Genomic DNA, 12,127 nt, shown 5'->3' with positions numbered 1-12,127 from the left:
TTGCTTTATCGTCATAACACGGCGGTCAGGATGCTTGTGCCGAGCGTGCGTCTCTATAATCGTCAGGATCATAGGAGAGCACAGGCGATAGCCAACGTTCCAGTTCCGCCATCGGCATCGCCTTGCGTCGTGCCAGTGACTCGACCTGATCTCGGCCGATCTTGCCGGTGGAGAAATACTTCGACGCCGGATGGGCGAAATACCAGCCGGACACCGCCGCGGCCGGCCACATGGCATAGCTGTCGGTCAGGGTGATGCCGGTGTTATCGGTGGCCTCGAGCAGGCGGAACAGCGTGGCCTTCTCGGTGTGGTCGGGGCAGGCCGGGTAACCGGGAGCGGGGCGGATGCCCTGATATTTCTCGGCGATCAGGGCGTCGTTGTCCAGGCTTTCCTCCGGCACGTATCCCCAAAACTCCTTGCGTACGCGCTCGTGGAGCCGCTCGGCGAACGCCTCCGCCAGTCGGTCGGCCAGTGCCTGGACCAGAATGGCGTTGTAATCGTCTCCCGCGGCCTCGAAGCGCTTGGCCAGTTCGTCGGCACCGTGCCCGGTCGTGACCGCAAACCCGCCGATCCAGTCGAGCTTGTCGCTGGGCTTGCCGCCATCCAGATAGCGCGGGGCGATGAAGTCGGCCAGGCTGTGGCAGATACCATCCCGACCCTTGGTACTCTGCTGGCGAATATGATGGAGCCGTTCGATCACGGTTTCGCGACTTTCATCCGCGTAGACTTCGATGACATCGTCATCGATGCTGTTGGCCGGCCAGAGGCCGATCACGCCACGCGCCTGAATGTGTCGCTCGTCGATCAGCTTGCGCAGCATGGCCTGGGCATCGCGGAACAGATTGCGTGCGGCCTCGCCGACCACCTTGTCGTCGAGGATGCGCGGGTACTTGCCCGAGAGTTGCCAGGTCATGAAGAAGGGCGTCCAGTCGATGAACTCGACCAGCTCTTCGAGATCGTAGTCGTCGAACACGGTGAGCCCGGGCTGGATCGGCTTGACCGGCTCGAACTGGTCCCAGTCGATCTTGAGCCGTTGCTCCCTGGCCGCGGCGTAGTCGAGATCGGCGGCCTTGGGACGGCGCTTGGCGTTGCGCTCGCGAACCTGCTGGTACTCCTGCCGGATCTCGGCAAAATAATCCGGCTTTTGCGTCGGCGAGAGCAGGCGGCTGGCAACACCCACGGCGCGGGAGGCGTCACTGACGTAGATCACCGGCTCGTCGTACTGGGGCGCGATCTTGACCGCGGTATGGGCTTTCGAGGTCGTCGCGCCGCCGATCAGCAGCGGCAGCTCGAAGCCCTGTCGTTTCATCTCCTTGGCGACGTGAACCATCTCGTCGAGCGAGGGGGTAATCAGGCCGGAAAGGCCGATAATGTCGGCATTTTCCTCGCGCGCGGTCTTGAGGATCTTGTCGGCGGGTACCATGACGCCGAGGTCGATCACGTCGTAGTTGTTGCACTGCAGTACCACACCGACGATGTTCTTGCCGATGTCGTGAACGTCGCCCTTGACCGTCGCCATGACGATCTTGCCCTTGGACTGCACCTCGCCGGATTTTTCCGCTTCGATATACGGGATGAGATAAGCGACGGCCTGCTTCATCACGCGGGCCGACTTGACCACCTGAGGCAGGAACATCTTGCCGGCACCGAACAGGTCGCCGACCACGTTCATGCCATCCATCAGCGGGCCTTCGATCACCTCGATCGGGCGTTCGGCAGCTAACCGGGCTTCTTCCGTGTCGGCTTCGATATAGGCGGTGATGCCCTTGACCAGCGCGTGTTCGATACGCTTGTCGACTTCCCAGCTACGCCACTCGAGGTCTTCCTTCTTCTGCGCGCCGCCGCCATCGCCGCCTCCGTTTTGACGATAGCGCTCGGCAATGTCGAGCAGCCGTTCGGTGCCGTCGTCGCGACGATTGAGCACGACATCTTCCACGGCTTCACGCAGCTCGGCCGGGAGGTCGTCATAGACTGCCAGCTGGCCGGCGTTGACGATCCCCATCGACATGCCGGCCTTGATGGCGTGATAGAGAAATACCGAATGAATCGCTTCGCGCACCGGGTTGTTACCGCGGAACGAGAACGAGACGTTGGAAACGCCGCCGGAGATCATCGCATGGGGCAGATTCCGGTGAATCCACTGGGTCGCCTCGATGAAGTCCACGGCGTAGTTGTTGTGCTCCTCGATCCCGGTGGCGATGGCGAAGATATTGGGATCGAAGATGATGTCTTCGGCGGGGAAGCCGATATCGTCGACCAGCAGTCGGTAGGCACGCTCACAGATTTCGGTCTTGCGTGCGAAGGTGTCGGCCTGGCCTTCCTCGTCGAACGCCATCACCACGACGGCGGCACCGTGACGGCGGCACTCGTTGGCCTGATGACGAAACGACGCTTCGCCTTCCTTCAGCGAAATCGAGTTGACGATCGCCTTGCCCTGTATGCACTTGAGGCCGGCTTCGATGATCTCCCATTTGGAGGAGTCGACCATGATCGGAACGCGGGCGATATCGGGCTCGCCAGCGATCAGGTTGAGGAAACGCACCATCGCTTCCTCGGACTCCAGCATGCCCTCGTCCATGTTGATGTCGATGACCTGGGCGCCGTTCTCGACCTGCTCCAGCGCCACTTCCAAGGCGGTGGTGTAGTCTTCTTCCTGGATCAGGCGCTTGAAGCGCGCGGAGCCGGTCACGTTGGTGCGTTCGCCAACGTTGACGAACAGCGAATCCGCTTCGATGTTGAACGGCTCGAGGCCGGAGAGACGGCAGGCGGCAGGCCGCTCGGGAATGGGGCGGGGCGCAACGCCGTCGACGGCGCGCTTGACCGCGGCGATGTGTTCCGGTGTGGTGCCGCAGCAGCCGCCGATGACATTGATCAGGCCGCTCCGGGCAAACTCGCCGACGATCGCTGCCATCTCCTCGGCGCTCTGGTCGTACTCGCCGAACTCGTTGGGAAGTCCCGCGTTGGGGTGAGCGGAGACGAAGGTATCGGCCTTGTTGGAAAGCTCCTCGAGATAGGGCCGAAGCTCTTCGGCACCAAGCGCACAGTTCAAGCCGATCGACAGCGGCTGGGCATGACGCACGGCGTTCCAGAACGCCTCGGTGGTCTGGCCGGAGAGCGTGCGCCCGGAGGCATCGGTGATGGTGCCGGAGATCATCACCGGCAGCCGCTCGCCGCGGGCTTCGAACAGCGCTTCCAGTGCGTAGATCGCGGCCTTGGCATTGAGCGTGTCGAAGATCGTCTCGATCAGGATCAGATCGGCGCCGCCTTCGATCAGGGCCGTGGCGGCTTCGGTGTAGTTGTCGCGCAGTTGGTCGAATGTCACGTTGCGCTTGGCGGGGTCATTGACGTCCGGCGACAGCGATGCGGTGCGTGAGGTCGGGCCCAGCACGCCGGCGACATAGCGCGGGATGCCGGTTTCCGCGGCGACCGCATCGCAGACTTCGCGTGCCAGGCGGGCAGCCTCGCGGTTGAGCTCGGCCGTCAGCGACTCCATGCCGTAATCCGACTGCGAGAGCCGCGTGCTGTTGAACGTGTTCGTCTCGACGATGTCCGCCCCGGCTTCGAGGTAGGCTCGATGGATCGATTCGACGATATCCGGGCGCGTCAGCGTGAGCAGGTCGTTGTTGCCCTTGAGCTCGCTGGGCCAGTCGGCAAAGCGCTTGCCACGGAAGTCCGCTTCCTCGAGGCGATAATCCTGCAGCATCGTGCCCATGCCGCCATCGAGGATCACGATGCGCTCGCCTAGCGTCTGTCTCAGTGCCTGGCTCAACGGATCGGGCGAAGCAGCGGTGTCAATGGCAGGCATGATGGCAACTCTCCAACAGCGAGGGAAACGATTTGCGTCCCGTCCGAGACGCCAGGGGGCCGCATGGTATCAGAAAGGGGCATGTGGCGGGACTTTAACGGCGATCCGGCCACAAGCCTGACTAAATCACTCGGGATTGTTTTGGTGGCCGCTTTTTCCTACCATAACGGTACATCTCAAGCAGAGTTCGCAGTCTCATGAGCCAACCGATTCAGATCACCGAAAGCGGCCAGGAATATCTGGCCGAATTGCTGGCCAAGCAGAACGTCGACGATATCGCCGTACGTGTCTTCATCACGCAGCCCGGTACGCCGTACGCCGAGACCTGTCTTGCCTACTGCCGCCCCGGAGAAGAAGAGCCGAGCGACGAGCGGCTCGAGCTGGAGAAATTCAGCGTCTATCTCGACAAGAATAGCGTGCCGTTCCTGGAAGAGGCCGTCGTCGACTTCAATCCAGACCGTATGGGTGGTCAGCTAACCATCAAGGCGCCCAACGCCAAGATGCCGAAGGTCAACGCCGACAGCCCGCTCGAGGATCGCGTCAACTACATCCTCTACAGCGAAATCAACCCGGGCCTGGCGTCTCACGGCGGCGAGATTCGTCTGATTCAACTGACCGAGGAGCAAATCGCCGTACTGCAGTTCGGTGGCGGCTGCCAGGGCTGCGCGGCAGTGGATCTGACGCTCAAGGAAGGGGTGGAAAAGACCCTGATGGAGCGTATCCCGGAACTGGCAGGCATTCGCGACGTGACCGATCACACCGATACGACCAATGCCTACTATTGAGTAATGCCACAGCTGCTGAGTAATCGCCACAGCTGCGGTTCGCGCCCGAGATAGCGCCAGGTCGCATCTCGGGCGGTAAACCCGGTGACGAAAACTCGAACCGTTGATCATTTTTTGCGGGGGGGCTTCAGTGAAGGCTCCCCGCATTTGCGTGGTTATTGTCTCGTTGCGAATCCGTGTCGAATTTCAGCTTCTCCGCCTACGGCCGATAGTTGTCGAAAGCAGGATTGAACGATTCGACAAGTGCTGGTAGCGGAGATCAGTAAATGCGTTCCACACGTGGAAAGCGGCTTTGCCGCGGTTATCTGGCTTGTCTCCTGGCCTTGGGGAGCCTGCCTGTCTGGGCGGATGCTCCGATCGTGATCGGTACCGGCGGAAGCGCTGGCGTCTATTTACCGGTAGGGCAGGCCATGTGCGAGCTTTACCAACAGGCCACGGGATCGGCGTGCCAGGCGTTGACGACCGGCGGCTCTCTCTACAACGCCAGCGCCATTCGCAACGGCGAGCTGGACTTCGGCATCGTCCAGTCGGATATTCAGTATGCGCTCTTCCACGGCACCGAGCAGTTCTACGATAGCGGACCCAGCAAGGATGTAAGAGCGCTTTTCTCGCTGCATGCCGAGGCATTTACCGTGGTTGCCACACCGCCCGAGATCCGCAATTTCGATGATCTTGCAGGCAAGCGGGTCAATGTCGGCAACCCGGGTTCCGGTCAGCGCGCCACGCTCAACTTGTTGCTGGAAATGAAGGGGGAGACGGAAGGCATCTTTGCGCTGGCCAGCGAGCTGAAGCCTACGGACATGAGCCGAGTCATGTGCAGCGGGAAACTGGATGCGTTCCTGTATGTGGTGGGCCATCCCTCGCAGGCGATCGACGAGGCGACTCGGGGCTGCGGAGCCCATCTGGTCAATGTGGCGGGTCCTGAGGTGGATGCGCTGATCGAGCAGATGCCGTACTACGGCCTCACCGTGATCCCCGGTGGCACCTATGCCAATAATCCCGACGACACCGTGACCTTCGGTGTTCGGGCAACGTTACTGTCGCGCAAGGATGTCGACGAGGAAAGCGTCTACCAACTGGTCAAGGCGGTATTCGAGCACCTGGATGCGTTTCGCCGGTCACACCCTTCGCTGGCGACATTGACCCCGTCCGCCATGGTTCACGAAGGGTTGACCGTACCACTGCATGCAGGCGCGAGACGCTACTACGAAGAGGTCGGGTTGCTGCCACCCGGCAGCGAATGACTCGAGGTGGCAGGCTTCGGCAGGCTTCAACTGGCCGTTGGGGGCAGGGCAGCACGAGACAGACGTTCATGAAGCTCCCGGTTGGCTGCCCGTAGATTCTTGAGCTCGCTTTCCAGTCGCTGGCGTTCCTGCTGCATGGATTTGACCCGGTCATCGCTGACCCGCTTTTCACTCTCGGTCTGTTCCATGTGCACCTTGTCTGCACGCAGCGATTCCTGAAGCTGACCATACTGCCGGCGCTGTTCGGAGAGATCCTGCTGCAAGCGTTCGCAGCGCTGATCCAGCGAGGTCAGGCGCTGCTCGTACTGTCTTTCCTGTTTCAAGCGCTCCTGACGGGCCTCTTCCAGCAACCCCATGAGACGCGTTTCGGCGGACTCGTGGCGCTTCTCTTCCTGCGCGAGCTTGGCCTGATAGGCCTGATGCTGCTTGGCCATCGCGTCGCGGTGCTGCCTTTCGGCCTGCTCTAGACTGGACTGGTGGCGCTGGCAGGCCTGTTCGAGTTGCAGGATGCGCTTCTGCTGTTGGCTTTGAGCGGATTGCAGTGACTGGAGTTCGGCCTGGAGATGAGCGGCTTCCGTCGTCTTGGTCTCGAGCCGTTCCTGAACGCGGAGCATGTGGTCGTTGAGTGCCTGCAGCCGCTGCTCGGCATTCTCGCTCTGGCGTTGCGCCTGATGACTGATCTCATCGGCCTCGCGGATCTGCTCGTCGGCTTCCTGACGATAGACGGCGAGTTTTTCGTAAGCTGCCTGTTGTGCCTTGTCCCAGATATCGGCCACCCAGCTATCCAGGCCTTCCGGGCGCTCGAGGGTGCGCGGGATGGATTGCACCGAATCGCCATTCTGGCGCAATCGCCATTCGCGAAGATGGTCGCTGATCGTGGTGTAGCTGCCCGTGCCGAGAAGCTCACGTATCTTCTGAACGCTGGCCGCCTCGCCACGTTTCTGCAACGTGTCGATGGCGTGGCAGACGTCATCGTAACGAATTCCATTTCGTGCCATGTCGAATTCCCTTGTGTTGCGAATGATCCTGGAGCTTCTGAGAACTCTCGGGATACAGCATAGATGCTTTACGTAAAGTGTATACGTAAAAATTTCCGTGTCATATCAGATCATCTCCTCTATGGGGATACGTTCGCTCAGGCCCTATAATGAAGATATTCAAATATAGGAGGCGTCATGAGTATTGGACAGGCCCAGGCCGAGCTGCTGGACGAATTCTCGATGTTCGATAACTGGATGGATCGTTATCAGTACATCATCGACATGGGACGCCAGCTGCCTGACTATCCCGAGTCGGACAAGGTGGCGGCCTACAAGATCGAAGGGTGTCAGTCGAATGTATGGCTGCGATCCACGCAAGAAGCGGGGCGACTGCATTTTCTGGCCACATCGGATGCGGCCATCGTCAGCGGGTTGATCGCCATTCTGATGCGCGTCTACGATGATCGCGAACCGCAGGAAATTCTCGAGGGCGAGCCCCAGTTCCTCACCGAGTTGGGCCTGGACAAGCACCTGTCTCCGACGCGCAGTAACGGCCTGCATGCCATGATCGAGCGGATCTACGCCATCGCTCGTGAAGCCCAGGCCCACCAACAGATTCACTGACCGCCCGGTTCGTTACCGTCTCGCTTGTCGTCGCCAGCGCCGTTGTCCGGCCGGCAGTGGCAGGATTTCCGCTGAGGTTCCGGCACCGGATCGACGCCGCCGGCGTGGAAGGGATGGCATTTCGACAGGCGTCGCAAGGTCAGCCAGCCTCCACGCCAGGGGCCATGAAGGCGAATGGCTTCCAGCGCATAGCTGGAACAGGTCGGCCAGAATCGGCAGCGCGGGCCGAGCAGGGGGCTGATGCCGTAGCGATAGCCCTGAATGACGGCGGTCATCAGCCAGGTCGCGAGCTTGGCGATCACGTCACGCCTCAGCGCTTTCCGCCGTAGAGTTCTTCCTTCGATATCAACGGCTCGCTGTCGATTTCCCCAGCCGTCGGCGTGAGCCGGAGGTAGAAGCAGCTACGGCGGCCGCTGTGGCAAGCGGGGCCGGATTGGTCGACCTTGAGAAGCAGGGTGTCTCCGTCGCAGTCGAATCGCGCCTCGACGAGATGCTGCTGCTGACCCGAGGTTTCGCCTTTGCGCCAGAAAGCCTGTCTCGAGCGAGACCAGTAGCAGACTCGGCCCGTCGACAGCGTCTCTTCCAGTGAGGCGCGATTCATCCAGGCCATCATCAACACTTCGCCGCTATCATGCTGCTGGGCAATGGCAGGTATCAATCCGTCGTCATTCCACTTGGCCGCCGACAGCAAGTCGGATAGCGGCACCTGGGTATGGGTGGGCGATTGTTCGAGATCGTGGAAAAAACCGGACATGAGAGTTCCGTCGAGCTGAAGGTGAGCTTTGCGTGATCAGGCCTTGTCGAGACAGGCGTCGCAGGCGCCGAGCAGCTCGATGGTCTGGCGCTGGATCGTGAACCCGCGTTCCCGTGCCGTGGATGCCAGCATTTCACCGACGGCTTCCTGATGGAGTTCCTCGACACGTCCGCAGTGACGACAGATCAGCAGCTGGAATCGATGGACATGTTCGGGGCACGGGCAGGCAATGTAGGCATTGAGCGATTCGATGCGATGAACCAGGCCTTGCTCGATCAGGAAATCCAGCGCCCGATAGACCGTCGGCGGTCTTGCAGAGGCATGTTCGTCCGACAGACGATCCAGCAGATCGTATGCCTTGAGACCACCCGGCGTGCCGGAGATCATTTCCAGTACGCGACGGCGGATCGGCGTAAAGCGTACGCCGCGTTCCTGACACTGTTGATCTGCCTGTCTGAGCAGCACATCCGAATCGAGCATCGAACTTCCCGGTAAGTATCGAGAGGGCCACATTCTACGGGTTAGCGCTGGAAGGGACCACCGAACAAGGACCCCCCGGACGGGGACGATCACCATTCGTGGGAATCCGACATACCAGCGTATGCAAGAATGAGGGTCGTATAGTGCATTTAACATAATATGTATTATGCGAACTCATGGAGATGCCATGATCCGAATCATCCATCATACATGCCGATATGTTTATCGCTCGGGATTTCGAAATACTGCTCGGTTTACCCCGAGGTTGCGCTACGCTGATGTGACATCGAGAAATGGGCCGCGTCAGTCTGCGACATATCGCCACACTGACGCGGAGTTTCCCGCCAGCGTCTGATCAAAAGTCATTTTTTCGGTACAATGCCGACCGCGAAATCCCTACTTCGTTGGCGACGTCCGATGCTTCGGTACGCCATTGCGCGTCGTGTCAGAGTTGTCAGCCCTGGCTAGCGGCGTATGATGCAGGCCGCTAACCGATTGTTGCAGGGCCGAAAAGCTTTCCTCCACTGGGGTCGTGAGATGAGAAAAAGGAACTCCCTCAAGTATTTGAGTGTGATGACGTGGTTAACCGCGCCATTATTGTTGAGTGGCTGTGGCTCAGCGCTGATGGATCCGACCGGCGAGATTGGTCAGGGTCTGAAATCGCTGATCATCACGGCCTTCGGTTTGATGCTGATCGTGGTCATTCCGGTCATCGTGATGACTATTCTGTTTGCTTGGAAATATCGCGGAACCAATCTCGCGGCCAAGTACACGCCAAACTGGGAGCACTCGAACATCATCGAGGTCTTCGTTTGGGCCATTCCGTGCGTCATCATTTTCTTTCTTGCCATCCTGACATGGCAGACGTCGCACTCTTACGATCCGCACAAGCCGATTGCCAGTGAAGAGGAAACCATGACGATCGATGCGATCTCGCTCGATTGGAAATGGCTGTTCATCTATCCGGACGAAGGCATTGCCACCATCAATGAGCTGGCCATTCCGGTGGATACGCCGGTTCACTTCCGCGTGACCTCCGGTACCGTCATGAACTCGTTCATGATTCCGACGCTGGGTAGCCAGATCTACGCCATGGCCGGTATGGACAACGATGTCTATCTCGAAGGCAACGAGATCGGCACCTTCCGTGGCCGTTCGACCCAGTACAGCGGCGAAGGCTTCTCGGAAATGCTGTTCGACACACACGTAACGTCGGATGCGGATTTCCAGGCATGGGTCGACAAGATCAAGCAGTCACCCAACACCATGATGTTCCCGGAAGACTATGAACAGATCGCCGAGCCTTCCATTGCCCATCCGGTGGAGTATTTCTCTCAGGTTTCGCCTGATTTCTACGGCGACCTGATCAATAGTTACAAAGCGAGTCATGGCGGCAGCGACAGTCATGGCGAGCAAAACGAAGCACGGGAGTCTTCAATGCCCATGAGTGCGCAGGCAGCGGAGTAACGTCATGTTCGGAAAACTCAGCTTAGATTCGATTCCATTTCACGAACCGATCATCATGGTCACCGCGGCGGCCATCGGGATCATCGGTGCGCTGATCGTCGGTCTGATTACCTACTATCGCAAATGGGGCTACCTCTGGACCGAGTGGGTAACGTCCATCGATCACAAGAAGATCGGTGTGATGTACTTCCTCGTCGCCCTCGTCATGCTCATCCGCGGCTTCGCCGATGCGATCATGATGCGAACGCAGCAAGCCATTGCTGCCGGTGGCGCCGAGGGCTATCTGCCTCCCGAACACTACGATCAGATCTTCACCGCCCACGGTGTCATCATGATCTTCTTCGTCGCCATGCCCATGGTCATCGGTTTGATGAATCTGGTCGTGCCGCTGCAGATCGGCGCTCGCGACGTGGCCTTCCCGTTCATGAACAACCTGAGTTTCTGGCTGTTCGCGGTGGGCGTGATTCTGGTGAACATGTCTCTGGTTATCGGCGAGTTCGCCAAGACCGGCTGGCTGGCCTACGCGCCGCTATCGGAGTTGAAATACAGTCCAGGCGTTGGGGTCGACTATTGGATCTGGGCATTGCAGATATCGGGGATCGGGACCACGCTGACGGGGATCAACTTCTTCGTCACCATCCTGAAAATGCGCACCAAGGGCATGTCCCTGTTTCGCATGCCGATCTTCACCTGGACGGCGCTCTGCACCAACGTGCTGATCATTTTGTCGTTCCCGATCCTGACCGTGACCATTGCCCTGCTGACTCTGGATCGCTATCTGGGCATGCACTTCTTCACCAATGATATGGGCGGCAGCCAGATGATGTACGTCAACCTCATCTGGGCCTGGGGCCACCCGGAAGTCTACATCTTGATCTTGCCGGCGTTCGGTGTCTTCTCCGAGGTCATCGCGACCTTTACCAAGAAGCGTCTGTTCGGCTACAAGACCATGGTCTGGGCCACCGTCGTGATCGCATTTTTGTCGTTCACCGTCTGGCTGCACCACTTCTTCACCATGGGCGCGGGTGCTGATGTAAATTCCTTCTTTGGCATTGCAACGATGATCATCGCCATACCCACGGGCGTGAAGATCTTCAACTGGCTGTTCACCATGTATCGCGGGCGCATCCAGTTCACGACGCCGGTACTCTGGACGATCGGTTTCATCATCACCTTTACCCTGGGCGGTATGACCGGTGTCATGCTGGCCGTGCCGGGGGCGAACTTTGTGCTACACAACACGCTCTTCGTCATCGCTCACTTCCATAACGTCATCATCGGCGGCGTGGTGTTCGGGATGATGGCCGGCTTCACGTACTGGTTCCCGAAAGCCTTCGGCTTCACGCTGAGTGAAAAATGGGGCAAGCGCTCCTTCTGGTGCTGGCTGATCGGCTTCTACGTCGCGTTCATGCCGCTGTATGCGCTGAGCTTCTTCGGTGCCATGCGCCGGATGCAGTCCTACGAACAGACCGAGTGGCAGCCGCTGATGATCGTGGCCTGGTTTGGCGCCGTGATCATCGCCTGCGGCATTGCCTGCATCGTGATCCAGCTTGTCGTCAGTATTCGCGATCGCGAGAAGAACCGTGATCTGACAGGCGATCCGTGGGATGGGCGTACGCTGGAGTGGTCTACCTCCTCTCCGCCCCCGAACTACAACTTCGCTTACCTGCCAGATGTCGCGTCCATCGATAGCTACTGGGAGATGAAGCAGCAGCCGGGTGGCTTCAAGCGCGAGCTGGCGACCAAGTTCGAGGACATTCACATGCCCAGGAACACGGCGGAAGGCCCGATCCTGTCGCTGTTTGCCTTGTTGTTCGGCTTTGCGTTGATCTGGCACATCTGGTGGCTGGCGGGTCTGGGGGCCATCGGCATGTTCGTGACGTTCATGTTCCGTATCTTCAATAACGATACCGACTACCACGTCAGCGCCGCGGAGGTCGAAAAGACCGAACGTGAATACCACAAACGGTTGGAGATGCAGGCTTAAT

10 protein-coding genes are annotated in these 12,127 nt (G+C 59.4%); 5 read left to right on the top strand and 5 right to left on the bottom strand.

All coding sequences use genetic code 11. The annotated features are described in order from the left end of the window. Positions 1–25: 25 nt before the first annotated feature. On the bottom strand, positions 26–3,805 hold the full coding sequence (gene metH / locus ACWHY3_RS09370) for a methionine synthase (protein ID WP_303853315.1): 3,780 nt from the start codon (positions 3,803–3,805) through the stop codon (positions 26–28). A gap of 197 nt (positions 3,806–4,002) precedes the next feature. On the opposite strand from metH, the gene nfuA reads away from it, so the two are divergent. Continuing rightward, a complete protein-coding gene (gene nfuA, locus ACWHY3_RS09365; RefSeq protein WP_071231194.1) occupies positions 4,003–4,590 on the top strand; it encodes a Fe-S biogenesis protein NfuA in 588 nt (195 codons plus the stop codon). A gap of 266 nt (positions 4,591–4,856) precedes the next feature. After that, positions 4,857–5,834, top strand: coding sequence for a TAXI family TRAP transporter solute-binding subunit (locus tag ACWHY3_RS09360; protein WP_448128102.1), 978 nt, complete (start codon positions 4,857–4,859; stop codon positions 5,832–5,834). 26 nt (positions 5,835–5,860) lie between these two features. Here the strand turns inward: ACWHY3_RS09360 and ACWHY3_RS09355 are convergent, their stop codons facing one another. After that, a complete protein-coding gene (locus ACWHY3_RS09355) occupies positions 5,861–6,832 on the bottom strand; it encodes a DNA-binding protein (RefSeq protein WP_448128101.1) in 972 nt (323 codons plus the stop codon). Positions 6,833–7,009: 177 nt separating this feature from the next. Here ACWHY3_RS09355 and ACWHY3_RS09350 point away from each other — a divergent pair, with 177 nt between their 5' ends. Next, a complete protein-coding gene (locus tag ACWHY3_RS09350) occupies positions 7,010–7,438 on the top strand; it encodes a SufE family protein (protein ID WP_087720343.1) in 429 nt (142 codons plus the stop codon). Here the strand turns inward: ACWHY3_RS09350 and yidD are convergent. Genes yidD through ACWHY3_RS09335 form a run of 3 tightly spaced genes read right to left on the bottom strand, consistent with a single transcriptional unit; the run spans position 7,432 to position 8,672 of the window. Further along, positions 7,432–7,740 carry a membrane protein insertion efficiency factor YidD gene (gene yidD, locus ACWHY3_RS09345; protein ID WP_442978336.1) on the bottom strand — a complete coding sequence of 103 codons (309 nt, stop codon included), beginning with the start codon at positions 7,738–7,740 and terminating at the stop codon, positions 7,432–7,434. The genes ACWHY3_RS09350 and yidD overlap by 7 nt on opposite strands. An 8-nt stretch (positions 7,741–7,748) precedes the next feature. Then, positions 7,749–8,192: a phosphoribosyl-AMP cyclohydrolase gene (gene hisI, locus ACWHY3_RS09340; protein WP_087720342.1), complete on the bottom strand. Its 444-nt coding sequence runs from the start codon at positions 8,190–8,192 to the stop codon at positions 7,749–7,751. Positions 8,193–8,228: 36 nt separating this feature from the next. Next, complete coding sequence (locus ACWHY3_RS09335; RefSeq protein WP_448128100.1) at positions 8,229–8,672, bottom strand: transcriptional repressor; 444 nt, start codon at positions 8,670–8,672, stop codon at positions 8,229–8,231. A gap of 474 nt (positions 8,673–9,146) precedes the next feature. On the opposite strand from ACWHY3_RS09335, the gene cyoA reads away from it, so the two are divergent. Further along, positions 9,147–10,139 carry a ubiquinol oxidase subunit II gene (cyoA, locus tag ACWHY3_RS09330; RefSeq protein WP_306298813.1) on the top strand — a complete coding sequence of 331 codons (993 nt, stop codon included), beginning with the start codon at positions 9,147–9,149 and terminating at the stop codon, positions 10,137–10,139. Positions 10,140–10,143: 4 nt separating this feature from the next. Next, positions 10,144–12,126: a cytochrome o ubiquinol oxidase subunit I gene (cyoB, locus tag ACWHY3_RS09325; RefSeq protein ID WP_448128099.1), complete on the top strand. Its 1,983-nt coding sequence runs from the start codon at positions 10,144–10,146 to the stop codon at positions 12,124–12,126. Position 12,127 lies beyond the last annotated feature (1 nt).

Source organism: Salinicola sp. NYA28a (assembly GCF_976982775.1).
Note: the sequence above shows the minus strand (reverse complement) of the source record. Positions and strands in the feature narration are given on the sequence as shown.